Below are 23,897 nucleotides of genomic sequence, written 5' to 3'. Positions count from 1 at the left end.
TGGCTACCCTGTTGCCAGCATGTCCACCACAACTCCGAGCCGCCGGGATCTTGAGAACAGCCTGGGCGAGCTCGCTCTTCGCGACGAACACCGGCTTCGGAAACGACTGGATCGGGCCCGGACCCCGGAGGCGATGGTCGCCCTCGCCGACGCGATCGAATCGGCACGCGCGCGCCTGGCCGCCCGGCGCGACGGTGTCCCGGTCATCAAGTACCCACAGACGCTGCCTGTCAGCGCGCGCCGCGACGACATCGCCGCCGCGATCGAATCTCACCAAGTCGTGGTCGTGGCCGGTGAGACCGGCTCCGGCAAGACGACTCAAATCCCCAAGATCTGCCTCGAACTGGGCCGGGGCATCCGCGGCATGATCGGGCACACGCAGCCCCGCCGACTCGCGGCCCGCACTGTCGCGGAACGGATCGCAGAGGAGGTGGGCCGCGACCTCGGCGACACTGTCGGCTACACCGTCCGCTTCACCGACCAGGTCTCGGACTCCACACTCGTCAAGCTGATGACCGACGGAATCCTGCTCGCGGAAATCCAGCGCGACCGGATGTTGCGCCGCTACGACACCCTCATCATCGACGAGGCCCACGAGCGAAGCCTCAACATCGACTTCATCCTCGGCTACCTCAAGCAGTTGCTACCTCGCCGGCCCGATCTCAAGGTCATCATCACCTCGGCGACCATCGACCCGGAGCGGTTCGCGCAACACTTCGCGGTCGATGGCGTCCCCGCTCCGATCGTGGAGGTGTCGGGGCGTACGTATCCCGTCGAAATGCGTTATCGGCCGCTCACCGCCCAGGTCGGCGACCAGACTTTCGATCGTGATCCCGTCGACGCGGTATGTGAGGCCGTCGAGGAGCTGTGCGGGGAGGGTGACGGGGACATCCTGGTCTTCCTGTCCGGCGAACGCGAGATTCGCGACACCGCCGACGGGTTGCGCGACCGCAAGCTCCGGAACACCGAGATCGTCCCGTTGTATGCGCGGCTGTCGGCCGCCGAACAGCACAAGGTCTTCACCCCGCACACCGGTCGCCGCGTCGTGCTCTCGACGAACGTCGCCGAGACATCGTTGACCGTGCCTGGCATTCGCTATGTCATCGACCCCGGCACTGCACGTATCAGCCGGTACTCGGTACGGACGAAGGTGCAGCGGCTGCCGATCGAACCCATCTCACAGGCCTCGGCCCGCCAGCGTGCCGGCCGGTGCGGCCGCGTCTCGGACGGCATCTGTATTCGCCTGTACTCGGAGGACGACTTCGAGTCGCGGCCGCAGTTCACCGAACCGGAGATCCTGCGCACCAACCTCGCGTCGGTCGTGCTTCAGATGGCGGCGCTCGGTCTCGGCAACATCGAGGCCTTCCCGTTCGTCGAGCCGCCGGACCCGCGCGCGATCCGTGACGGTATCGCGTTACTCGAGGAGCTCGGAGCGATCGCATCAGGCAAGCACGCTGCGAGTGACGGCCAGGCGCCGAGGGGTCCCGAGCTTACGCCGACAGGACGCGAACTCGCGCAACTCCCAGTCGATCCGCGGATGGCCCGCATGCTGGTGGAGGCGCACAGGAACGGCTGCCTGCGCGAGATGCTCGTAATCGTCTCGGCGCTGTCGATCCAGGACGTGCGTGAACGGCCAGCCGATTTCCAGCAGGCCGCCGACGAAAAGCACGCCCGATTCGACGTCGAGAACTCCGACTTCCTCACCTATCTGAGGCTGTGGGACTACCTCCGCGCACAGCGGAAGGATCTGAGCTCCAACCAGTTCCGGAGGATGTGCCGGAACGAGTTCCTGCACTGGCTGCGGATCCGGGAATGGCAGGACCTGCACGGACAACTTCGTGAGATCACCCGTAGGCTCGGTTGGGACACAACGCGATCCGCCGTTGCGGATGCCAAACTGGCCGAGACCGCGATCCACCAGTCCCTGCTGGCGGGCCTGCTATCCCACATCGGCCTCCGTGAAGGTGACCGGCGGGATTTCCTCGGCGCGCGCGGAAGTCGGTTCGCCATATTCCCCGGCTCGGGTCTGTTCAAGAAGCCGCCGCGCTGGGTGATGGCCACGGAGCTGGTCGAGACGTCGCGCTTGTGGGCGCGCATCGCCGGGCGAATCGAGCCCGAGTGGGCCGAGAAGCTCGCCCCGCATCTGGTCAAACGCACGTACTCGGAACCACACTGGTCGACCAAGCGAGCCTGCGCGATGGCCTACGAGCGCGTCACGCTCTACGGCGTCCCGCTGGTCACCGGACGCCCGGTGGCCTACGGCTCGATCGATCCGAATGCGTCGCGTGAGTTGTTCATCCGTCATGCGCTAGTGCAGGGCGAGTGGCGGACACAGCACGATTTCTTCCACGCCAACCGAGCGCTGCTCGACGACGTCGAGGAGCTCGAGCACCGAGCCCGCCGCCGCGACATCCTCGTCGACGACGAGACGCTGTTCGAATTCTATGATGAACGCGTCGGCCCGGAGGTGGTGTCCGCCAAGCACTTCGACACATGGTGGAAGAAGGCACGCCGACAGGACCCGAACCTGCTGACCTTCACGACCGCGACGGTCGTGAACGCAGACTCCGCCGCTGTCCTCGAGGGCGACTATCCCGGGGCGTGGCGTCAGGGAGACCTCCAGTTCCCTCTCACCTATCAGTTCGAGCCGGGCAAGGACGACGACGGTGTGACCGCACGAATCCCGGTCGCCCTGCTGGCCGGGGTTCGCCCGATCGGCTTCGACTGGCTGGTACCGGGCATGCGCAGCGAACTGGTCGCCGCATTGATCAAGACCCTGCCGAAACAGATGCGACGCCAGGTGGTTCCGGCGCCCGACTTCGCTGCCGCTGCACTCGCCGCGGTGAAGCCACGCTCCGAATCGCTCGTCCATGCGATGGCACGGGAACTCTCGCGGCTCGGTTCGTGCCGGATCGAACCGACGGACTTCGACATTGCCTCGCTCCCCGCACATTTGCGGATGACGTTCGCGGCCGTGGACAAGAAGGGCAAGATCCTCGGGAAGGACAAGGATCTCACGGCCTTGCGCCGGACGCTCGCTCCAAGGGTCGAGGTCGAAGTTGCCAAGGCGGCCTCGAACACCGAGCGAAGACCCGCACTCGAATGGACCGTGCAGACCCTGGGAACGCTGCCGGAATCGGTGACACAGACGGTCAGCGGCCAGAAGGTCACCGGGTACCCGGCGCTCGTCGCGGAAGAGTCCGGGGTCGCGGTGCGGGTACTGACCTCACGCGCAGCGCAGCGGGTCGCGATGCGTGATGGCACCCGCCAACTCCTGTTGCGCGCCGTTCCAACCCAAGCCAACTCGGTGACGCGCGGGATGAGCAACGCCGATCGGCTGGCGCTTGGACAGAATCCGGACGGCAGCTTCGACGCCCTCCTCGCGGACTGTCGAGCCTGCGCGGTGGACGAGTTGATCGCGGAGAACGGTGGCCCTGTTCGAGATCCCGTGTCGTTCGAGGCGCTTACGGCCACCGTCCGATCACAGCTCACCACCCGGGTCGCACGGCTGCTGAGACTACTGTTGCCGGCGCTGGCCGAGGCACATCGACTGGCCGTCCTCCTCGAGCAGGCTACGGGCGAGGCCGCCGACGACGTACGGGAACAGCGAGAGTCGTTGCTTTTCCCAGGTTTCGTGACGCAGCTCGGCTCGAGCCGCCTCGGGAACCTGCCCCGCTACCTCGCGGCGGCGTCGATGCGTCTCGAGTCCTTGCCGGCGAGCCGCGAACGCGACCGCACCGGGATGGATTCGCTCGACCGAGTGTATGCGGCATACGACCGCATGATCTCGGCATTGCCGGAGGAACGCCGCAGCGACGCCGACGTGGACGAAATTCTGTGGAAGATCGAGGAACTGCGCGTGAGCCTGTTCGCGCAGACACTGGGCACCGCAATTCCGGTATCCGAGAAGCGGATCCTCAGGGCGATCGACGCGATTCGTCGCTGATCCGCCTCGGCACCACACGGCGAGAGGCCGAGGAACTACTCGGTTGCAGACTCGGCGTCGGCGAGTTCGGCTGCGCGGCTTTCGCGGTGGGTCCGCAGGTCCTTGATCTCGCGCTCGAAGTCCTCGGCCGAGCTGAAGGACCGATATACCGACGCAAAGCGAAGGTAGGCGACCTCGTCGAGATCACGAAGGGGACCGAGGATGGCCAATCCGACCTCGTGACTGGGAATCTCCGGCGACCCGGATGCGCGCACGGTGTCCTCGACCTGCTGAGCGAGCAGATACAGCGCGTCGTTGTCGACCTGCCGCCCCTGACAGGCCCGCTGCACACCGCGGACGACCTTCTCTCGGCTGAACGGCTCTGTGACGCCGCTACGTTTGACGACCGCGAGGACCGCGGTCTCGACAGTCGTGAACCTGCGTCCACACTCGGGGCACGCACGCCGCCGGCGAATCGCGGCGCCCTCGTCAGCTTCACGGGAATCGACCACGCGCGAATCAGGGTGCCGACAGAACGGGCAGTGCATGGTGCGTCCTTCGTAGCCGTTGTGGCCGCTACGTCGCTTCTCGACCGCAGCCGGTTCCAGCGGGACCGGCGCACGCACAGCAGGAACGAACTCGACGCGGCCACTTGATGTGGTGTGACTGACAGGATTCGAGAATACCCGCCTCTCCCAGATTGGCAGCGACTCCCCAGCAACTAGACAAGGGAACATCCAGTCCGACTGCAGCGGCAGCCCCATGATCGAGCGCCTCCTCCGTTCCTAGCCCACGGCCAAGCTCAGCCCGAGAGCGAGACCGGTGCGAGCAGCGTCTGACCGGCCCGGACGCTCACGCCCGGCATGTCGTTCAACTCCATGATGCGGTCGACTACCCGGCCGATCGGCGCGCCCGGGGCGATCCGTGACGCAACAGCGCTCAGGGTCTCACCGTCGCGTACCTGCACTGTGGCAGTCTCCGCCGGGATCCCGTCCGGCTCCGCCGCCAACCTTGCGAGCGCATCCATGCCGACAACGACGCCGATCGTGAGCACAACCGCCGCGACCACACTCGCGAAGCCGGCAGACCGTGCGTCCCGACTGCCCGGGCTACGCGACGGGCACGTAGATTGCGCCGCACCCCTTCGCGGCACCCCGTGCCGCGGGATCACGTCGTAGCGAACCATGCCGGCGGAGGGATGGGTCCTCGCGACGCGGTGCGCCGACCTCCGCCCAGTCCGTGTCGCCATGATCCGCGTCTGGCCGTTCCCCGAGAGTGCCACGTCCATCCGAACCCTCCCACCGAGTCGTTTTCGCTTGTCTGACGCAATTCAAGTCGTCCGAATTCGAACTCTTCGCTCATGCGTTCGATAGAACACACATTCGATTTTTACCACGCGTGTCGGCAAAAGTCAGCAATATTCGACGTGCAAGTCGAACTGATGTTTGAAGTCGAGCGATGATCGGGATACATTTGCTGTGCATACAGGCGGAATGGACGACCGGCACCACAAATCCGGCGCGGAGGCGGCGGGGCCGCAAGGAGGCGAACGGACATGAAGGACGACACCTCGCGTACCGCGGGCAGAACCGGGCACGAGCCGTCCGTCGACGCCGGCACCCTCACCGAACGTCAGCGCAAGGTCCTCGAGGTCATTCGAGCCTCGGTTGCAGAGCGCGGCTACCCTCCGAGCATCCGCGAGATCGGCGACGCGGTGGGGCTGACATCGACGTCGTCGGTCGCGCACCAGCTGCGCACACTCGAGCGAAAGGGGTTCCTCCGCCGCGACCCGAACCGCCCCAGGGCCGTCGACGTACGCGGTCTGGAAGGTCCGGGCACCGACAGGGGCCGGGCGGGGCTCCAGAGTGTCGATGGCGGTACGACGACGATCGCGCCCGCTGACGAACTCCCTGCGCCGACGCTCGTCCCGGTGCTCGGCCGGATCGCTGCCGGTGGTCCCATACTCGCCGAGGAAGCCGTCGAGGACGTCTTCCCCCTGCCTCGCGAACTGGTCGGGCAGGGCTCGCTATTCCTACTGAAGGTCGTCGGCGAGTCCATGATCGACGCCGCGATCTGCGACGGCGACTGGGTGGTCGTGCGCCAGCAGAACGTTGCCGACAACGGCGACATCGTGGTCGCGATGATCGACGGGGAAGCCACGGTGAAGACGTTCAAGCGCACTGGCAAAGATGTATGGCTCATGCCGCACAACCGCTTGTTCGATCCGATCCCCGGCAACGACGCCGCGATCCTGGGCAAGGTCGTCACCGTGATGCGCAAGCTCTGACGACGAGACGGGCGGGCCCACGGTTTCGCCGTGGGCCCGCCCGTCTCGTCGCGACCGATCAGGCCAGGTCGAGACCCCGGCCGATGATCTCCTTCATGATCTCGCTGGTCCCACCGTAGATCGTCTGGACGCGAGAATCCATGTACGCCTTGGCGATCGGGTACTCACGCATATAGCCGTAGCCACCGTGCAACTGAAGGCAGCGGTCAATGAGCTTGACCTGAGCCTCGGTCGTCCACCACTTGGCCATCGCCGCCTCCTGCACCGTGAGCTTGCCGGCGCACAATTGCTCGGCGAAACGGTCGACGAGCACCCGAACAGCCGTCGTCTCGGTGGCCAGCTCCGCGAGCACGAACCGGGTGTTCTGGAAGCTACCGATGGACTTGCCGAACGCCTTGCGGTCACGGCAGTACTGGATCGTCATCTCGAGGGAGGACTCCATGGCCGCGGCGGCGACCACAGCGATGGACAAACGTTCCTGCGGCAAGTTCTGCATCAGGTAGATGAAGCCCATCCCCTCCTCGCCCAGCAGGTTCTCGGCGGGCACCCGCACGTCCGTGAAGCTGAGTTCTGCCGTGTCCTGGGCCTTCAGGCCGATCTTGTCGAGGTTTCGCCCGCGCTCGAAGCCTTCCATTCCCCGCTCCACGACGAACAGCGAGAAGCCCTGAGCCCCCTTCTCCGGGTCGGTGCACGCGACGACGATGACGATGTCGGCGTTGACACCGTTGGTGATGAAAGTCTTGGCGCCGTTCAGGATCCAGTGATCGCCGTCCCGGACGGCTCGGGTCTTGATGTTCTGCAGATCGCTGCCGGTGCCGGGTTCGGTCATCGCGATAGCGGTGATGAGCTCACCCGAACAGAACCCAGGGAGCCACCGCCGCTTCTGTTCGTCGTTGGTCAGATTGATCAAGTACGGCGCGACAACGTCGTTGTGCAACATGAAGCCGAGGCCTGAGTAGCCGCCGTGGGTCGTCTCCTCGGTGAGGACCATGTTGTAGCGGAAGTCGTCAACTCCCCCGCCGCCGTACTCCTCGGGCACCGCCATGCCGAGGAAGCCCTGCTTGCCAGCCTCTACCCACACCGAGCGATCGACGATGTTCTGCTCCTCCCACTGATCATGGAAGGGCGCGACGTGCTGGTCGAGAAACTTGCGGTAGGACTCTCGGAATAGTTCGTGCTCCGGTTCGAACAGCGTGCGTTCCACTACTTCTCCTCGTGTCTACGTCCACCGGTGGGTAAGCGGGTGTGCTTCTTCGACACGACCGTAGGGCGCCGGTCAGCGTCGATCCATGACCGAGGCGAGCACGATTCGTGACCGTGTATCGCAGAAACGAACAGTGCTCGGCCGAGGTCAGCGGCGCTGTGCGTAGAGCCGCCGCATCACAGGGTAGGCGATAAGGATGCCGACCGAGCCCCAAGCAATGCCGCCCAGTTCGACGGATCCGATCGACAAGGTAAGGTCGCCGACGCCCGCAACGAGGGCGGTCGCGGCCACGGTCAGGTTGACGGGGTCGGTGAGATCGACCTTCGCGTCCAACCAGATCCGCACGCCGAGAACACCGATCAGGCCGTACAGCACGAGGGTCGCGCCGCCGATGACGCCCTCGGGCACGGTGAACACGAGCGCACCGAACTTGGGCGAGAAGGACAAGATGACCGCTGTGGCCGCGGCGATCCAGTAGGCCGCGGTGGAGTAGACGCGGGTGGCTGCCATGACGCCGATGTTCTCGGCGTAGGTGGTAGTACCCGAACCGCCGCCCACACCGGCAAGGGTGGTGGCAAGCCCGTCTGCGAAAAGCGCGTTGCCGGCCTGGTCGTCGAGTGAACGCCCGGTCATGGCAGCGACGGCCTTGACGTGTCCGACGTTCTCGGCGACAAGCACGATCACGACTGGCAGTGCGAGCAGGACCACCGACAGCTCGAAGGTCGGCCCTTGCAGGTCCGGGACGCCGAACCACGCCGCCTCGTTCAGTGCGTCGACCCGCTCGTCGGCGATACCGCCCGTGACGGCGGCAAACACCCAGCCGACAGCGACACCGATCAGGATGCCGAGTCGGCCGAGGATGCCCGGGCCGACCACCGTCGCGAGCATGATGGCCAATAATGTGACCGTAGCGATCAGCGGCTGCGCCTGGAAGGATCCTGTGGCCACTGGAGCGAGGTTGAGGCCGATCAGCGCGACCACTGCACCCGTCACGACAGGCGGCATGACGGCGTCGATGACACGGGCGCCTACCGCCTTCACGAGGGCGCCGACCAGCATGAGCACCACACCCGCCGCGACGACGCCGCCGAGCTGAGCCGCGGGACCCTCGCCCGCGGACGCGCTCAGCGGCGCAATGAAGGCGAAGGACGAACCGAGGTAGCTGGGTATACGTCCACGGGTGATGACCAGGAAGAGTGCCGTGCCGATCCCGGAGAAGAGCAGCGTCGTGGTCACCGGGAATCCGGTGATCGTCGGCACCAGCAGCGTGGCACCGAACATCGCGATCACGTGCTGCATGCCGATACCGATGGTGCGCGGCCATGACAGCCGCTCGTGCGGTGCCACCACCGCGCCGTCACTGATTCGTCGACCGTCGCCGTGGACAGCCCAGGACCATGCCCGGGCCGTCGCGGTTGTCGTGGATTCCGTTCCCTCCGGCTCACTCACGACACGAGATAGTAGGGGTAGCCGCCATCGGCACCAGAACCGGTGGCACCGACGGCGTCGTGGCTGTGGAACGGCGAAGCGTCCTGACCCTCAGTCAGCTGCGGAATCCGGCTTCCCGCCGTGCCCTGCGGCGCGTGAGCGACGGCGGACGAGCGCGTAGCTCGCGAGTCCTGCGACAACGGCACCGCCGATCAGAACCGAAGTCGGCCCGGCGGCCGACCGGTCTCCACTCGTGGCCTGCTCGGGGGCTCGTTCGTCGGAGCCGGTGACCTCCGTCGACAGCGTGACCGGGTCCCTTGACTGCCCCTCGCCACGCACGAGTTCGGTTGCGTCCCGCAGTATCCGAAGCGGCGGTAGCGGCCCCCCGGCGGCCTCGGAGCCCGCAATCAGGTCGCCGTCCGAGGTGAACGCGATGGCCTCGCCCTGCGGCTGATTCGGTAGCTCCACTCGGACGGGTGTGGTCGCTGTGATCGCGCGGACCAGGTCACCGTCGGGGGCCGAATACAAGTACACGTCGGTGTAGGTGCGCAGCGCGGCGACAGTGCCGTCGGCGCTTACCGCGCCGCCGGTCACCAATGTGGACCCGCCCACCGGCACCGGGCCGCCCGGCGTGGAAGTCGGACCGAGGCGTACCTCGCCGACTCGCTCGAGCGGGGTGGGCCCGGGCACTTCGAGACTGTCGAGTCCGGAACCTCCGACGGGGCGGTAGATCCCGTTGGCGACGAGGATCTCCTTGGTGACGATCAGCGGAACACCGTCGCGCTGGATCAACAACGTCTCAGCGTCGTGTGCACCGTCCGGGTAGGTCAGCCGGTGCAGATTCCCGTCGCCGGACCCGGGGTCAAGGCTGATCAGCGCGACTGTCGAACGAACCCGGTCGTTGTCGCCGATGTCGGAGAGCCACAGGCGACCATCCGGCCCGACACCCATGTCCTCGACGTCGTAGGGATCCACGGGCACCGGGAGCGTACTGATCGCGGAGCAGTCCCCGCCCAGCACCGCGAGCGTGTCGTCGGTGCCGCTGTCACCGATGCCGTACATCCTGCCGTCGGCGACAGCTAGCCCAGATAGTTCACGTAGTGCCGGATCAGCGGGGGTGCACCACTGCTCGAACCGCGCCCCGCTCGTCGGGACCTCTGAGGATCCGGTGCTTTGCGAGGCCGCGGGCGCCGCAACGAGCAGGCCCGACGCGGCCATCACAGCCGCTGCCAGTGAGAATCGCAGGACGTTGCGGGCGCTACGCACGCCCGGCGTAGTCGACGAGGGCGGATGCGAGCGACTCTGGCACCCGCACCCGCATCCGGGTGCCCTGTTCTTCGTGCGTCGAATCAAGGATCTGACCGTCCGAGTGGATCCGGGCGACAAGATCGCCTCGCGAGTAGGGCACAAGGACATTCACCTCGACCTCGGGGCGACGAACGACCTCACCCAAACGTGCTCGGAGCTCATCGACACCTTCCCCGGTTCTGGCGGAAACGAACACGGCGTCGCGCAGGAGACCACGCAACTGCATCAGGACCACCGGGTCCGCCGCGTCGATCTTGTTTACCACGATCAACTCGGTCGGAGCGGGCATGTCGCTCTCGCGGATCACTTCGGTGATCACCTCGCGGACGGCCTTGATCTGGTCGGTTGGGAGCGGATCCGAACCGTCGACGACGTGGAGCAGCAGGTCTGCATCCGACACTTCCTCGAGCGTCGACCGAAACGCCTCGACCAGTTGGGTCGGCAGGTGCCGGACGAACCCGACGGTGTCGGTCAGGACGTATTCGCGGCCATCGACGAACCGGGCCCGACGCGTAGTGGGGTCGAGGGTGGCGAACAGGGCATCCTGCACGAGCACACCCGACCCGGTAAGGGCGTTGAGCAAACTCGACTTGCCGGCATTGGTGTAGCCGACGATCGCGATCGAAGGGATCTCGCTGCGCAGACGGTGACTGCGCTTGGTGTCGCGCGCGGACTTCATCCCCTTGATCTCACGCCGCAGTTTGGCCATCCGCTCCCGGATGCGCCGACGATCCGTCTCGATCTTGGTCTCACCAGGACCGCGCAGACCCACACCGCCGTTGCTGCCGGCACGACCACCGGCCTGCCGGGACATCGACTCGCCCCAACCGCGCAGCCTCGGCAGCATGTATTCCATCTGCGCCAACGCGACCTGAGCCTTGCCCTCCCGGGATGTGGCGTGCTGGGCGAAGATGTCGAGGATCAGCGCGGTCCGGTCGATGACCTTGACCTTCACGACCTTCTCCAGAGCTGTGAGCTGCGCGGGAGTCAACTCGCCGTCGCAGATGACGGTGTCGGCCTCGGTCGCGAGCACGACCTGGCGAAGTTCGTCAGCTTTGCCGGAGCCGATGTAGGTGGCGGAGTCCGGCTTGTCCCGTCGCTGCACCAGGCCCTCGAGAACTTTCGACCCCGCGGTCTCGGCCAGTGCAGCTAGTTCGGCCATGCTCGCGTCCGCCTGCGCGACGGTCCCGTTGGTCCATACGCCGACCAGGACCACGCGTTCGAGCCGTAGCTGTCGGTACTCGACCTCGGTGACGTCGGTGAGTTCGGTGGACAGTCCCGCGACACGCCGTAGCGCGCTGCGCTCGTCGAGCTGCATCTCACCGACAGAGGGAGAAGCGAAGTCTTCCAGATACTCTTCGTGATCGAGCGCTGCCGATCGAGTAGGGAACTCCGGTGTCTCGGGGGACTCCGGCTCGGATGGGAACTGTGTGGGGTGTGGTTTCGTCATACACGTTCATGGTCCCACGAACCGTGACGGGTGCGCACACGGATTTCCCTCGGGACGATCAGACGAACTCGGTCCACCAGCGATCATCGATCCGACCCGTCGCCACCAGTACGGACGGACCCCGCAATGCCGCTCGGTCGCCCTCGACTGTGACCTCGACCCGACCGCCGGGCACCCGCACCTCGACCTTGCCGTCGGTGTCGCCGTTCGCACGCAACGCGGCGACCGCCGCCGCCACCGTTCCGGTACCACACGAGCGGGTCTCCCCCACGCCACGTTCGTGCACGCGCATGTCCACCGATCCGCCGTCGAGCGCGGTGAGGATCTCGATGTTGACGCCCTCGGGAAAGAAGCCTGGGTCGAAGCCCGGCGAGACTGTCAGGTCCAGCGCTGCAAGTGCAGCCAGTGTCATCTCCGGGTCGACGCACGCAAGGTGCGGGTTTCCGACGTCGATACCCATTCCGGCGAGCACACGGCCGCCGACCGTCGCAGTCGACGCGCCGAGATCCCTAACCTGCCCCATGTCGACGGTGACATCGCCATGAACATGGTCGGCGGTATGGACTGTCACCGGACGCGCGCCGGCCCGGCTGCCGACGACGAACTCGTCGTGCAGTTCGAGACCGGTCGCGCACAGGTAGTGGGCGAACACCCGAACACCGTTGCCACACATCTCCGCGACCGATCCGTCGGCGTTGCGATAGTCCATGAACCAGTCGTCGGCGCCGACGCCGGCCGGAAGGTCGCGCAGGACGCCAACCGCGGCCAGCGCTCCGGCTCGCGCTACCCGCAGCACCCCATCGGCACCGAGCCCGCGGCGACGATCACACAGATTCGCGACCCGATGCTCAGGAAGAGCAAGGCCGGCGTCCGGATCCGGGAGGATCACGAAGTCGTTCTCGGTGCCGTGGCCCTTGCTGAACTCCATGGGCCCACTCTAGCGAGGTGATCACGCACTCGAGCGCGTCACTACCCCTCCACCAGGCGCAACGCCGCGTCGAGCAGGTCCGGGTCGGCTCCGTCGACCCAGTGCACGCGCGGGTCACGGCGGAACCAGGACCGCTGCCGACGCACGTACCGCCGAGTGCCGGTAAAGGTGCGCTCCCGCGCCCCCGCTAGATCGTACTCACCGTCGAACATCGCCAGCACCTGCGCGTAGCCGATGGCCCGCTGGGCTGTGACGCCCTTCCGGAGCCCCACGCCGACCAACCCCGCAACCTCGTCGACGAGCCCGTTGTCGAACATCCACTCGGTCCGCACCCGGATCCGGTCGTCGAGCGCCCCGGTCTCCCGATCGACCCCGATGATGACTGTGTCCCAACGCGGTTCGCCGATCTTCGGTGCCGAGGCCGCGAACGGACGCCCGGTGATCTGCACGACCTCGAGCGCGCGGACGATGCGTCGCCCGTCCGTCGACAGAATCGACGCCGCCGCATCCGGATCGACACGCGCGAGTTCGGCGTGTACGGCCGCAACCCCCTGCTCGGCAAGCATGGCCTCCCACTGCGCCCGTACCTGGGGATCGGTCGTAGGAAATGCCCACTCGTCCAGCAGCGCCTGCACGTACATCATCGAACCGCCCACGATGATCGGCACTGCACTTCGCGCACGGATGTCCTCGATGTCGCAGGCCGCCGATTCCTGATAGCGAGCCACGGTCGCGGTCTCGGTCACGTCGAGGACGTCGAGCTGGTGGTGGGGAATGCCCCGGCGTTCCTCCGGAGTGAGCTTGGCGGTGCCGACGTCCATCCCACGGTAGAGCTGCATCGCATCGATGTTGACGATTTCGCCGCCGACTCGCTCGGCGAGATCGAGAGCGAGGCGAGACTTGCCGGTTGCCGTGGGACCGATAACCGCGACGGGCGTCGGAGCGGTCATGGCAACCACATCCCGACGTGGTACCCGACGCCGTACGGTGCACCCACGTAGAGCGACTCGGACTTGCGGGGACCGCCTGCCTCGCCGCCGAACACCGCCGACAGTGTCTGCCAAGCAGCACGCCCGGCGAGTCCGATCGACTGGCACAGCGCGGCGTCGAGGTGGTCGAGCGCGCCGCAGTCACCCTCGGCGAGGGCCGCGTCCAGCGCCGCCTGCACCTGCTCGGATCGAGGGTCGAACGCGCCGGGCGCCTTCTTGGTCAAGGTGTTCGCGCCGTCCGCAACGACAAGCAGTGCCTGCCGCGACCGACGTGCGTCGAGTTCGCGTCGCAGCGCCGCACCCAGCTGGGCGCATTGGTCGGCCGGGGTGTCGGGGGCCAGGACTCGAACCCGGACTTTCGACGCGGGCGCCGCCTGGCCGCGCAACCACGCGGCGATGAGAGCCGCCAGGGGCATTGACGGATCGACGGCGGCTGCGGATGCGTCGGGAGACAAGCACACTCGCACGTCGACGCCGAAGCCCTGAAACGTGCCGCTCGACTCGGGGCCGACCTCGGCGATGAAGGGCAGGCCGGGTTCGGCCACACCGAATGCGGTCCACTCCTCACACGACTCACCCAGTCGGGACGCCACTCCGAGAGCCGCCCGACGCAACCGGTCGGTTTCCTGAGCTGCACCACTCGCCAGCTGCGGCACCAGCAGCGGCGGCGAGGGCACGAAAGCGGCAGCGGTCAACACACTGAGCAACGGTAGTCGACCCGGGGTCACGCCCTATCCGTGTCGTACCTGCTTCAATGGTCTTGAGCAGTCGCTGCAGGCTCCCACCTGCCCTCAACGAACGATTGGGGCGCGAACGGGAGGCGACAGTGTGATGAGGCAGCCGTGACGCGCGGCAGAGACGAGGAGCTATGACCGAGAGCAACGCACCCAAGCCGGGTACCCCGAAGCCGGGTGTCCCCAAGCCCGGCGGCGCTAAGCCGGGTGCCGCAAGATCGAGCTCACCCAAGCCCGGTCCGGCTCCGAGCCACACCAAGCCTGCGGTAGTGGCCAGCGATCCGAGTCTGTTCGGCCGTGTCGACGAGGACGGCACCGTATGGGTGAAGACGGCCGAGGGCGAACGTCAGATCGGTTCCTGGCAGGCGGGGGACGTAGCCGAGGGCCTCGCACACTTCGGCCGACGCTACGACGACCTGGCGACCGAGGTCTCGCTTCTCGAATCCCGGCTCGCGTCCGGAACGGGTGACGCGAAGAAGACGCGATCGGCCGCCGAGGCGCTGGTGGAGTCGCTGCCAACGGCTGCTGTCATCGGCGACATCGATTCGCTGCATGTCCGGCTCACCGCCATCATCGAGGGGTCGGTGCACGCCGAGGAGCGGGCCAAGCAGGACCGTGAGCAGAACCGCCTGGAGCAGACTGCCCGAAAGGAAGCACTGGCCGCCGAGGCGGAGCAGATCGGCGCCGAATCCACGCAGTGGAAAGCCGCGGGCGATCGGCTGCGGGAGATCCTCGACGAGTGGAAGACGATCCGTGGTCTCGACCGGAAGACCGATGACGCCTTGTGGCGGCGGTTCTCGAAGGCACGGGAGTCGTTCAATCGGCGGCGTGGCACCCACTTTGCCGAACTCGATCGCGAGCGCGCGAATGCCAAGACCCGCAAGGAGGAATTGATCGCCCAGGCCGAGGAGTTGTCGACGTCCACAGAATGGGGCCCGACCGCCGCGCGGTTCCGGGACCTACTCGCCGAGTGGAAGACTGCCGGTCGGGCGCCCCGCGAGGCCGACGACGCCCTGTGGCGACGGTTCAAGGAAGCGCAGGACGTCTTCTTCGCCGCTCGAAACTCTGCTGCGTCCGAACGCGACGCCGAGTTCGCCCAGAACGCAGCCGCCAAGGAAGAGCTACTGAAGGGCGCGCAGAACATCGACCCCGAGAAGGACCTCGACGCGGCACGCGCGGCGCTGCGTGATCTGCAAGAGAAGTGGGACGAGATCGGCAAGGTTCCGCGCGAACGTATGCACGACCTCGAAGGCAAGCTGCGTGCGATCGAGAAGCGAGTTCGTGACGCGGCCGACTCCGAGTGGCGCCGAACCGATCCCGAGGCGCTGGCCCGTGCCGCACAGTTCCGTGAGCGCGTTGCCCAGTTCGAGGAGCAGGCGGCGAAGGCGACCGCGGCAGGGCGAACCAAGGACGCCGAGAAGGCCCTCGCCCAGGCCCAACAGTGGCGAGAATGGGCCGAGGCCGCCGAGGGCGCTGTGGGCGAACGTTGAATCGACCGATTGACGAGTGACGGGTGCGACGCCGTTCGGCGTCGCACCCCTCACTCGTCAATGGTGGAGCTTGTCTCCGGAGTTCATACGGTCCAGTCGCCGCGGCCGGATTCGCCCTCGGCGGCTCGGCGCCGATCCTCCTCTGCAGCAAGCTGCATCGCAGTCCGGCTCCACACCACTCTGATCCAGTGGAACGTCAGCACGATGACGGTGATCCAGCCGATAACCAGACCGAGGCCCGGGCCGGCGCCGGGCTCGCCGACCGTGAGGGTCTGCCGTGACCAGATCGCCAGCATCCCGAACACCGCGGACACCGCCGTCCCGGCGAGCGCGATCCAGGCGAGCACCCAGCGCCGCGTGACCAGCGCCAGGATCGAGAAGACACCGCCGAAGACGACCGCGAGCCACACGAAAATCCGCGACGGCAGCTTGATGTACTCGGCGACGGCCGAGTCGGCGTTGACCAGAACCTCCCAACCGTTCGCCGATCCGGCGTGCGGCAGCGTGAACGAGAGCAGCAGCACCAGCACGCACACCGCAACCACGACCGCCCGCATCCCCGGGTCGATCTCTCCGGCGATCTTCTTCTCGGCGGCGTCGAAGTCCTTCTGGTACTCGCGCATCGGATCCTGACTGCCTCCAGCGTCGGCGAAGTCGCCGCTGTTCGTCATGCGTTGCATCCCATCTGTGCGGGCATCGGTGCGGGGACGCCCACCTTGGGCAGTCCCAGTCCGACACCGATCGGCGGCGTCTTGGGGGTGACCCCTCGCTCGAACGAATCTCCGGCGCGAGTGCGTCGATGAGTGAGAATCGGATCGTCGGCGGTGAGGTGGTGCGGGGCCGCGTCGGTGACGACCACGGTGATGACATCACCGGGGCGCAGGTCACCGTCGAGGTTGCCTTCAGGCCGGAAGTGGACCAGGCGTCCGTCGCGAGCCCGGCCGCTCATACGCGCGGTCTCGGCGTCCTTGCGGCCGTCGCCGGTGGTCACCAGCAACTCGACCTCAGTACCGACGAGCTTGCTGTTCTCCTCGAGGGTGATCTCCTCCTGGAGTGCGATGAGACGGTTGTAGCGTTCCTGTACAACAACTTTCGGGATCTGGTCCGCCATCTCCGCGGCGGGCGTCCCGGGGCGCTTGGAGTACTGGAAGGTAAAGGCGCTCGTGAACCGCGCCTGCCGGACCACGTCGAGCGTGGCCTGGAAGTCTTCCTCCGTCTCGCCCGGGAAGCCGACGATGATGTCGGTCGTGATGGCGGCATGCGGCATCGCGGCGCGGACCTTCTCGATGATCCCGAGGAACTTGGCACTGCGGTACGAGCGCCGCATCGCCTTGAGGACGCGATCCGAACCGGATTGCAGCGGCATGTGCAGTTGCGGGCACACGTTCGGAGTTGTCGCCATCGCCTCGATGACATCGTCGGTGAACTCCGCCGGGTGCGGGGAGGTGAATCGCACCCGTTCGAGTCCCTCGATCCCGCCGCACGCGCGGAGGAGTTTGGCGAAGGCGCCGCGGTCACGCGGCTCGTCGGGGTCCGCGAACGAGACGCCGTACGAGTTGACGTTCTGGCCGAGCAGCGTCACCTCCAGAACACCCTCGTTCACGAGAGCCTGAACCTCGGCGAGGATGTCGCCGGGCCGACGGTCGACCTCCTTGCCACGCAGGGAGGGCACGATGCAGAACGTGCAGGTGTTGTTGCAGCCGACGGAGATCGACACCCAACCCGCGTAGGCTGATTCCCGCTTCGCGGGCAGCGTCGACGGGAAGGCCTCGAGCGATTCGAGAATCTCGACCTCGGCCCTCTTGTTGTGCCGGGCGCGTTCGAGCAGCGCGGGGAGCGAACCGAGGTTGTGGGTTCCGAACACGACGTCGACCCACGGCGCCTTCTTGACAACGGTGTCGCGGTCCTTCTGGGCGAGGCAGCCGCCGACCGCGATCTGCATCCCCGGGCGCTGCTCCTTCACCGGAACGAGATGGCTGAGATTGCCGTACAACTTGTTGTCCGCGTTCTCGCGCACCGCGCAGGTGTTGAAGACCACCAGGTCCGCCTGCTCCCCCGGTGCCGCCCTCCGGTAACCGGCATCCTCGAGCAAGCCCGACAACCGCTCGGAGTCGTGCACGTTCATCTGGCAGCCGTACGTGCGGACCTCGTAGCTGCGTCCGGCGCCCTGGTCGTTCATCTCCACGGATCCAAGGGTACGGCCCCGTGCAAAACCGCCAGTCAGAGCCACAATGCTCAGCCCGCTCACCGCCCGCGAACTGGATCGTTCAAGATTATCCTGAGTTGGACCGACCAAGATCCTGTCTAGCACCTATATCGTGCATATATGGTTGTCTCTTATGACGCAGGCTGAGATAACCGGAACAGTCCCCGGGGCCCGGTCGATGATCTCGATGAAGCGGGTCAACAAACACTTCGGCGACTTGCACGTTCTGCGGGACATCGATCTGGAGATCGCCACCGGCCAGGTCGTTGTGATGCTCGGCCCGTCGGGTTCTGGCAAGTCGACGCTCTGCCGGACGATCAACCGCCTCGAGCCCGTCGACGAGGGCACTATTGCGATCGACGGCGTGCCCGTACCAGCAGAGGGGCGCGCGCTCGCGCGGTTGCGCTCGGACGTCGGCATGGTCTTCCAGAGCTTCAATCTCTTCGCTCACAAGACCGTCCTCGACAACGTCATGCTCGCGCCTGTCAAGGTCCGTAGGATTGACAAGACCAAGGCCAAGGAACGCGCACTCGCGCTCCTCGACCGGGTCGGCATTCGGGAGCAGGCCGAAAAGTACCCCGCCCAGCTGTCGGGCGGACAGCAGCAGCGTGTGGCGATCGCGCGGTCCCTTGCGATGGACCCGAAGGTCATGCTGTTCGACGAGCCGACGTCGGCCCTCGACCCCGAAATGGTCAACGAGGTGCTCGACGTCATGGTGAACCTTGCCAAAGAGGGCATGACGATGATCGTCGTCACCCACGAGATGGGATTCGCCCGCAAAGCCGCCGACCGGGTCATCTTCATGGCCGACGGCTCGATCCTCGAGGACACCGACCCGGAGACCTTTTTCACCGCACCGTCGTCCGACCGTGCCAAGGACTTCCTGGCCAAGATCCTCGGCCACTGAACACACGGATGCAAGAAAGAAGGTCATCCGCATGCGAACTCGATTCCCCCGCGTGATGGGAGCCGTCGCCGCGCTGGCGGCCGTCGCGCTCACCGCGGCCGCGTGCGGCAGCAGCGAGCCTCGGGACGTGCTGGCCGACGCCGCAGCAGGTCACCTCACGATCGGCACCAAATACGATCAGCCCGGGCTGGGACTGCGCGAACCGGACAGGACGATGACCGGGTTCGACGTCGCGGTCGCGAAGTACGTCGCGAACTACCTGGGAGTCCCCGAGAGCGGGATCACCTGGCGTGAATCACCGTCGGGGCAGCGAGAAAACCTGATCAGGAACGGCGAGGTCGACTTCATCGCCGGGACGTACTCGATCACCGACAGCCGCAAGAGAGTCGTCGACTTCGCCGGCCCATACTTCATCGCCGGTCAGTCATTGCTCGTCCGCGCCGATGACGACTCGATCACCGGCGCCGAGTCACTCGAGGACGGGAAGAAGCTCTGCTCGGTGTCCGGATCGACGCCGGCACAGGAGATCAAGAGGTCGTATCCAGGCGTACAGCTGCAGGAGTTCGACAGCTACTCGTCGTGCGTGGAAGCGCTGTATCGCGGCAAGGTCGACGCGCTTACCACCGACGACATCATCCTGGCTGGCTATGCGGCCCAGTACCCCGGCGAATTCAAGCTCGTCGGCGAACCCTTCACCACCGAGCTGTATGGCATCGGCCTCCCCAAGGGCGATACAGACGCCAGGATGAAGATCAACGACGCGATCGAGGACATGGTCGCGACAGGAGCATGGCAGCGAGCGCTCGAAGAGTCGATCGGCGGGTCCGGTTACGAGCTACCCCCGTCACCGACCGTCTACCGGTACTGACGGGGAGGAAGGCGACATGGGACTGCTCGACACCTACGGTGACCAGCTCGTCAGCGCCTTCTGGACGACAGTGCAGCTGACCTTCTGGTCCGCGCTCGGCGCGCTGATCTGGGGCACGATCCTAGCGGCCATGCGGGTCTCTCCTGTACCCATCCTGCGAGTCTTCGCGAGCTGGTACGTCGACATCTTTCGGAACACGCCGCTGACGCTCATCGTGGTGTTCTGTTCGATCGGTCTCTACCAGAACCTCGGCGTCCACTTCGCACCCGAAGACTCCCCGACATTCATCGACAACAACAACTTCCGGCTCGCGGTACTCGGATTCATCCTCTACACGTCGGCTTTCGTGTGCGAGTCGCTTCGATCGGGTATCAACACCGTTCCCCTCGGTCAGGCAGAGGCGGCGCGTTCGCTGGGTCTGACCTTCAGCCAGAGCATCCGCCTGATCGTGTTGCCTCAGGCATTCCGCGCGGTCATCGCCCCGCTGGGCAGTGTGCTCATCGCCCTGACGAAGAACACGACGATCGCCTCGGCAATCGGCGTGGCCGAGGCGTCCCTCCTCATGAAGACGATGATCGAGAATGAGGCCGACAGGCTGTTCCTCGTGTTCGGCATCTTCGCCATCGGGTTCATGGTCCTGACCTTGCCGATCGGGTTCCTGTTCGGCTACCTCGGCAAGCGTTTGGCGGTGAAGCGATGACTCAACAGGCCAGCGTTCTCTTCGACACCCCCGGTGCCCGAGCCCGAGTCCGAAACCGACTGATCGCGATCCTCTTCGGCGTCACCCTGGTCGTGATCGCGCTGTACGTGCTCAAAGTGCTGGCCGACAACGGCCAACTCGAAGCGGAGAAGTGGTCGCCGTTCCTGGACCACTTGACCTGGTCGACATACTTGCTGCCCGGCTTGCGGGGGACACTGCTCGCGGCGGCCTTGTCGATTGTGTTCGCGCTCATCCTCGGCGCGATCCTCGGCATCGGACGGCTCTCGGTTCACCGATCAGTACGCTGGGTCAGCGGCTCGTTCGTCGAGTTCTTCCGCGCGATCCCCGTGCTGATCCTGATGATCTTCGCCTACCAGGCGTTCGCACAGTACGGTGTCTTCCCGTCGAGCCAATTGGCTCTGGCCGCGGTAGTGGTGGGTTTGACGCTGTACAACGGTTCGGTGATGGCCGAGATCATCCGGGCCGGAATTCTGTCGTTGCCCAGGGGCCAGACCGAGGCGGCGGTCGCCCTCGGCCTACGCAAGAGTCAGATGATGCGGATAGTCCTGCTGCCGCAGGCGATCACCGCGATGCTGCCGGCCCTGGTCTCACAGATGGTTGTCGCGCTGAAGGACTCGGCACTCGGCTACCAGATCGGATACATAGAGCTGATCCGCAGTGGTCAGCAGGCGGCGTCGTACTACCGCAACTTCTTCGCCGCACTGGTAGTGGTCGGCGTGATCATGATTACCATCAACTTCGCACTTGCATCGTTCGCGACCTGGCTCGAGAAGCGACTGCGTACCGGCACCAAGAGGGGCCGGCGGCCCGAGATGGTCCCGATCGACACCACAGAGCTCGACGGTGCCCCGGGCGTCGACGACTTCAGCGACGTCATGCAGCAGCAACCACCGCCGCGTTGATCGACACGAGCGCCTGAAGGGCTCGCGGAGCACTCGATCCCTGGCGAGCCCTTCGACGTCTGTTCACATGGTCATGCCGATTCGGGTTCGATACTGCAGCCGAGTTCCTCCAATTCGGCCTTCACCACCGCGAACGACATCGCCGACGGATACCCTCGCCGCGCCAGCATGCCGACGAGACGGCGCATCAACCGTTCGCGGTCGTCGCGGTCGGTGAGGTCGCCAGCTGTGGTCCGGGCGAGCTTCTTGCGAACCAGCTCCGCTGCCCGCTCCCGCTCGTCGTCGGCACTGATGTGCGACAACGCCTCGGTGGAAGTCTGCTGGTCGATTCCCCTACGACGCAACTCCGTTGCCAACGCGCGGCGACCGCGTCCTGAGTAGGTGTGCCGCGAGTGCACCCACTGCTCGGCGAACGCGGCGTCGTCGACGAGACCCGCCCCGGTGAGCCGGTCGAGGACTCGGGCGACGATCGCCTCCGGGTAGCCCTTCCGCGCGAGCGACTGTTCGAGTTCGGCGCGGCTGCGGGCACGATCGGTCAACAGCCGCAGGCACACGTCCTTGGCCCTTGCTTCGAGGGTTTCGGGCGCGCCCCGCAGTTCGAACGACTCGCCGTCCGGTCCGTCGCCGTCCGGTCCGACTCTCCGCCCGCGGCTCATGGGCTAGAAGTCGACCGATTCGACGGCCTCGTCGGTCAGTGCCGCACCGATACCGAGCTTCTCCTTGATCTTCTTCTCGATCTCGTCCCGGATGTCGGCGTTCTCGATCAGGAACTTGCGGGCGTTCTCCTTGCCCTGGCCGAGCTGATCACCCTCGTACGTGTACCAGGAACCGGACTTGCGGATGAACCCTTGCTCCACGCCCATGTCGATCAGCGAGCCTTCCTTGCTGATGCCCTGGCCGTAGAGGATGTCGAACTCGGCCTGCTTGAACGGCGGCGACACCTTGTTCTTCACGACCTTGACCCGGGTGCGGTTGCCGACCGCATCGGTACCGTCTTTGAGGGTCTCGATTCGGCGGACGTCGAGACGGACCGAGGAGTAGAACTTCAGCGCCTTGCCACCGGTCGTGGTCTCGGGTGAACCGAACATCACACCGATCTTCTCGCGCAGCTGGTTGATGAAGATCGCGGTGGTGCCCGAGTTGTTGAGCGCACCCGTCATCTTGCGCAGCGCCTGACTCATCAGTCGAGCCTGCAGACCGACGTGGCTGTCACCCATCTCGCCTTCGATCTCGGCGCGGGGCACGAGCGCGGCGACCGAGTCGACCACGATGACGTCGAGTGCGCCGGAACGAATCAGCATGTCGGCGATCTCGAGGGCCTGCTCACCGGTGTCCGGCTGCGCGACCAGCAGCGCGTCGGTGTCGACACCCAGCTTGCGTGCGTACTCCGGATCCAGCGCGTGCTCGGCGTCGATGAAGGCCGCGACACCGCCGGCGGCCTGAGCATTCGCGACCGCGTGGAGGGCGACCGTCGTCTTACCCGAGGACTCCGGACCGTAGATCTCGACGATGCGGCCGCGCGGGAGACCACCGATGCCCAGCGCTACGTCCAGGGAGATGGATCCGGTGGGGATCACGGCAACGGGCTGACGAGCCTCCTCACCGAGGCGCATCACCGACCCCTTGCCGAAGCTCTTGTCGATCTGGGCAAGGGCAAGTTCGAGCGCCTTATCGCGGTCGTACGCCTGTGGTGCCATCGTGGTCCCCCTTTTTGGAAGTCTCATCCAGCAATCTGAGGTTCAGGTTAGAGCCCGGCACCGACAACTTCGTCGACCCGAATGATCCAAACTTGTCTGATCCAAACTTGTCGTGCCCGCCCGGAACACCGGTATGACAACGGGTAGACCCAGTATAGGCGAACACGTGTTCGAGTCAATTAGGGTTCGCCGTGTCAGACCCAGTCGTGTCAGACCCAGCACCGGCGACGGGCCACGAGATGGAGTTCGGGGAAACTGTGGTGGGCGTCGGGACGACTGATCGTCCGCCACACTTCTTCGAAGCCTGCCTCCGAGAGCGCTTCGGCGAGACGGTCGGGGTGCCAGCGCCATGCCGGCGCAACGGCGTGGTCGAACTCGGAGACCTCGCCCACGGAGTCGGTGGTCTGGCCGGCGACCGCCACGAGTGCGCCGGGGGCCATCCTGACGGCCCAACCAGCAAGCACGTTCGGGACATCCGACGGCGGCAGGTGAATCAGACTGCATCTCGCCAAGACCGCCGCAACACTTTGTCCGCCGAGATTCATGGACTCGAGCTGGGCATCGTCCTGGACGAAGCGGAGCTCAGGGTAGTTGCGCCGAGCGATCTCCAGCATTTCCCGACTGGGGTCGACGCCGACGACGTCCAGTCCCCTTCCCGCGAGATCCGCGGTGACATGTCCGAGGCCGCACCCGACATCCAGCACGATGCCCTCGAGCGTGCGCTCTCTTACAAGATCTGCGAACGCAGCAACGACGTGACGCTCGAGTGGGGTCTGGTATGGAGTCGGAAATGCCTCGGAATAGCGTTCTGCGACAGCGTCATACCCGGGTTGAGTCACCCTCGGGATTATCC

21 protein-coding genes are annotated in these 23,897 nt (G+C 66.0%); 7 read left to right on the top strand and 14 right to left on the bottom strand.

The annotated features are described in order from the left end of the window. Positions 1-19 precede the first annotated feature (19 nt). On the top strand, positions 20-3,946 hold the full coding sequence (gene hrpA / locus EGT50_RS05370; protein ID WP_127951560.1) for an ATP-dependent RNA helicase HrpA: 3,927 nt from the start codon (positions 20-22) through the stop codon (positions 3,944-3,946). A 35-nt stretch (positions 3,947-3,981) separates the two neighbouring features. On the opposite strand, the gene nrdR is transcribed toward hrpA, so the two are convergent. Both nrdR and EGT50_RS05360 read right to left on the bottom strand, forming a co-directional pair. Continuing rightward, positions 3,982-4,473 carry a transcriptional regulator NrdR gene (gene nrdR / locus EGT50_RS05365; protein ID WP_127952191.1) on the bottom strand — a complete coding sequence of 164 codons (492 nt, stop codon included), beginning with the start codon at positions 4,471-4,473 and terminating at the stop codon, positions 3,982-3,984. 254 nt (positions 4,474-4,727) lie between these two features. Beyond that, positions 4,728-5,213: a LysM peptidoglycan-binding domain-containing protein gene (locus EGT50_RS05360; protein ID WP_127951559.1), complete on the bottom strand. Its 486-nt coding sequence runs from the start codon at positions 5,211-5,213 to the stop codon at positions 4,728-4,730. A 267-nt stretch (positions 5,214-5,480) separates the two neighbouring features. On the opposite strand from EGT50_RS05360, the gene lexA reads away from it, so the two are divergent. Continuing rightward, positions 5,481-6,212 (top strand): transcriptional repressor LexA, encoded by a 732-nt coding sequence (lexA, locus tag EGT50_RS05355; RefSeq protein WP_127951558.1) that lies wholly within the window; start codon positions 5,481-5,483, stop codon positions 6,210-6,212. A 58-nt stretch (positions 6,213-6,270) separates the two neighbouring features. Here the strand turns inward: lexA and EGT50_RS05350 are convergent, their stop codons facing one another. The 7 genes from EGT50_RS05350 to EGT50_RS05320 all read right to left on the bottom strand — a co-directional run bounded on the left by EGT50_RS05350 (position 6,271) and on the right by EGT50_RS05320 (position 14,217). Continuing rightward, entirely contained in the window at positions 6,271-7,416 is a 1,146-nt protein-coding gene (locus EGT50_RS05350) for an acyl-CoA dehydrogenase family protein (protein ID WP_127951557.1), read from the bottom strand. A 147-nt stretch (positions 7,417-7,563) separates the two neighbouring features. Then, positions 7,564-8,865, bottom strand: coding sequence for a uracil-xanthine permease family protein (locus EGT50_RS05345; protein WP_127951556.1), 1,302 nt, complete (start codon positions 8,863-8,865; stop codon positions 7,564-7,566). Positions 8,866-8,955: 90 nt separating this feature from the next. Continuing rightward, positions 8,956-10,110, bottom strand: a complete 1,155-nt coding sequence (locus EGT50_RS05340) for a hypothetical protein (protein ID WP_235870596.1) — start codon at positions 10,108-10,110, stop codon at positions 8,956-8,958. Beyond that, positions 10,103-11,602, bottom strand: coding sequence for a GTPase HflX (hflX, locus tag EGT50_RS05335; protein WP_235870595.1), 1,500 nt, complete (start codon positions 11,600-11,602; stop codon positions 10,103-10,105). Before hflX ends, EGT50_RS05340 begins: the two co-directional genes overlap by 8 nt. 58 nt (positions 11,603-11,660) lie before the next feature. Continuing rightward, a complete protein-coding gene (gene dapF, locus EGT50_RS05330; RefSeq protein WP_127951555.1) occupies positions 11,661-12,530 on the bottom strand; it encodes a diaminopimelate epimerase in 870 nt (289 codons plus the stop codon). Positions 12,531-12,571: 41 nt separating this feature from the next. Further along, complete coding sequence (miaA, locus tag EGT50_RS05325; RefSeq protein WP_127951554.1) at positions 12,572-13,480, bottom strand: tRNA (adenosine(37)-N6)-dimethylallyltransferase MiaA; 909 nt, start codon at positions 13,478-13,480, stop codon at positions 12,572-12,574. Then, positions 13,477-14,217 carry a class III extradiol ring-cleavage dioxygenase family protein gene (locus tag EGT50_RS05320; protein ID WP_127952181.1) on the bottom strand — a complete coding sequence of 247 codons (741 nt, stop codon included), beginning with the start codon at positions 14,215-14,217 and terminating at the stop codon, positions 13,477-13,479. Before EGT50_RS05320 ends, miaA begins: the two co-directional genes overlap by 4 nt. A gap of 170 nt (positions 14,218-14,387) precedes the next feature. Between EGT50_RS05320 and EGT50_RS05315 the strand changes: the two genes are divergently transcribed. Continuing rightward, positions 14,388-15,743, top strand: coding sequence for a DUF349 domain-containing protein (locus tag EGT50_RS05315; RefSeq protein WP_127951553.1), 1,356 nt, complete (start codon positions 14,388-14,390; stop codon positions 15,741-15,743). A gap of 83 nt (positions 15,744-15,826) precedes the next feature. On the opposite strand, the gene EGT50_RS05310 is transcribed toward EGT50_RS05315, so the two are convergent. Together EGT50_RS05310 and miaB are read right to left on the bottom strand one after the other, a co-directional pair. Further along, entirely contained in the window at positions 15,827-16,414 is a 588-nt protein-coding gene (locus EGT50_RS05310) for an Rv2732c family membrane protein (protein ID WP_127951552.1), read from the bottom strand. After that, positions 16,411-17,922, bottom strand: coding sequence for a tRNA (N6-isopentenyl adenosine(37)-C2)-methylthiotransferase MiaB (gene miaB / locus EGT50_RS05305; RefSeq protein ID WP_127952178.1), 1,512 nt, complete (start codon positions 17,920-17,922; stop codon positions 16,411-16,413). The genes EGT50_RS05310 and miaB overlap by 4 nt, the downstream gene beginning before the upstream one ends. Before the next feature lie 205 nt (positions 17,923-18,127). Here miaB and EGT50_RS05300 point away from each other — a divergent pair, with 205 nt between their 5' ends. From EGT50_RS05300 to EGT50_RS05285, 4 genes are read left to right on the top strand one after another with little or no spacing between them, the layout of a single operon-like run. Continuing rightward, positions 18,128-18,856: an amino acid ABC transporter ATP-binding protein gene (locus EGT50_RS05300; protein WP_164873357.1), complete on the top strand. Its 729-nt coding sequence runs from the start codon at positions 18,128-18,130 to the stop codon at positions 18,854-18,856. A 31-nt stretch (positions 18,857-18,887) separates the two neighbouring features. Further along, positions 18,888-19,724: a glutamate ABC transporter substrate-binding protein gene (locus EGT50_RS05295; protein ID WP_127951550.1), complete on the top strand. Its 837-nt coding sequence runs from the start codon at positions 18,888-18,890 to the stop codon at positions 19,722-19,724. 16 nt (positions 19,725-19,740) lie between these two features. Beyond that, positions 19,741-20,424: an amino acid ABC transporter permease gene (locus EGT50_RS05290; protein WP_127951549.1), complete on the top strand. Its 684-nt coding sequence runs from the start codon at positions 19,741-19,743 to the stop codon at positions 20,422-20,424. Continuing rightward, positions 20,421-21,347 carry an amino acid ABC transporter permease gene (locus tag EGT50_RS05285; protein WP_127951548.1) on the top strand — a complete coding sequence of 309 codons (927 nt, stop codon included), beginning with the start codon at positions 20,421-20,423 and terminating at the stop codon, positions 21,345-21,347. Before EGT50_RS05290 ends, EGT50_RS05285 begins: the two co-directional genes overlap by 4 nt. 71 nt (positions 21,348-21,418) lie before the next feature. Here the strand turns inward: EGT50_RS05285 and recX are convergent, their stop codons facing one another. From recX to EGT50_RS05270, 3 genes are all read right to left on the bottom strand, one after another. Continuing rightward, positions 21,419-22,003 (bottom strand): recombination regulator RecX, encoded by a 585-nt coding sequence (recX, locus tag EGT50_RS05280; protein ID WP_127951547.1) that lies wholly within the window; start codon positions 22,001-22,003, stop codon positions 21,419-21,421. Between the two features lie 3 nt (positions 22,004-22,006). Continuing rightward, the gene (recA, locus tag EGT50_RS05275) at positions 22,007-23,044 is read right to left on the bottom strand and encodes a recombinase RecA (RefSeq protein ID WP_127951546.1); all 1,038 of its coding nucleotides are present in this window, start codon (positions 23,042-23,044) and stop codon (positions 22,007-22,009) included. Between the two features lie 209 nt (positions 23,045-23,253). Then, the gene (locus tag EGT50_RS05270) at positions 23,254-23,883 is read right to left on the bottom strand and encodes a class I SAM-dependent methyltransferase (protein ID WP_127951545.1); all 630 of its coding nucleotides are present in this window, start codon (positions 23,881-23,883) and stop codon (positions 23,254-23,256) included. Positions 23,884-23,897: the final 14 nt, after the last annotated feature.

The organism is Rhodococcus xishaensis, from assembly GCF_004011825.1.
Lineage (GTDB): Bacteria > Actinomycetota > Actinomycetes > Mycobacteriales > Mycobacteriaceae > Prescottella > Prescottella xishaensis.
The sequence above is the reverse complement of the archived record's forward strand: the minus strand, read 5'-3'. Positions and strand labels throughout refer to the sequence as shown.

Excerpts from the sequence above, each read along its gene's own strand:
- EGT50_RS05290 (WP_127951549.1), top strand. The coding sequence starts at position 19,741 with ATGGGACTGCTCGACACCTACGGTGACCAGCTCGTCAGCGCCTTCTGG.
- EGT50_RS05315 (WP_127951553.1), top strand. The coding sequence starts at position 14,388 with ATGACCGAGAGCAACGCACCCAAGCCGGGTACCCCGAAGCCGGGTGTC.
- dapF (WP_127951555.1), bottom strand. The coding sequence starts at position 12,530 with ATGGAGTTCAGCAAGGGCCACGGCACCGAGAACGACTTCGTGATCCTC.
- hflX (WP_235870595.1), bottom strand. The coding sequence starts at position 11,602 with ATGACGAAACCACACCCCACACAGTTCCCATCCGAGCCGGAGTCCCCC.
- hrpA (WP_127951560.1), top strand. The coding sequence starts at position 20 with ATGTCCACCACAACTCCGAGCCGCCGGGATCTTGAGAACAGCCTGGGC.
- EGT50_RS05360 (WP_127951559.1), bottom strand. The coding sequence starts at position 5,213 with ATGGACGTGGCACTCTCGGGGAACGGCCAGACGCGGATCATGGCGACA.
- EGT50_RS05295 (WP_127951550.1), top strand. The coding sequence starts at position 18,888 with ATGCGAACTCGATTCCCCCGCGTGATGGGAGCCGTCGCCGCGCTGGCG.
- recA (WP_127951546.1), bottom strand. The coding sequence starts at position 23,044 with ATGGCACCACAGGCGTACGACCGCGATAAGGCGCTCGAACTTGCCCTT.
- nrdR (WP_127952191.1), bottom strand. The coding sequence starts at position 4,473 with ATGCACTGCCCGTTCTGTCGGCACCCTGATTCGCGCGTGGTCGATTCC.
- miaA (WP_127951554.1), bottom strand. The coding sequence starts at position 13,480 with ATGACCGCTCCGACGCCCGTCGCGGTTATCGGTCCCACGGCAACCGGC.
- lexA (WP_127951558.1), top strand. The coding sequence starts at position 5,481 with ATGAAGGACGACACCTCGCGTACCGCGGGCAGAACCGGGCACGAGCCG.
- EGT50_RS05285 (WP_127951548.1), top strand. The coding sequence starts at position 20,421 with ATGACTCAACAGGCCAGCGTTCTCTTCGACACCCCCGGTGCCCGAGCC.
- EGT50_RS05310 (WP_127951552.1), bottom strand. The coding sequence starts at position 16,414 with ATGACGAACAGCGGCGACTTCGCCGACGCTGGAGGCAGTCAGGATCCG.
- recX (WP_127951547.1), bottom strand. The coding sequence starts at position 22,003 with ATGAGCCGCGGGCGGAGAGTCGGACCGGACGGCGACGGACCGGACGGC.
- miaB (WP_127952178.1), bottom strand. The coding sequence starts at position 17,922 with ATGAACGACCAGGGCGCCGGACGCAGCTACGAGGTCCGCACGTACGGC.
- EGT50_RS05300 (WP_164873357.1), top strand. The coding sequence starts at position 18,128 with ATGATCTCGATGAAGCGGGTCAACAAACACTTCGGCGACTTGCACGTT.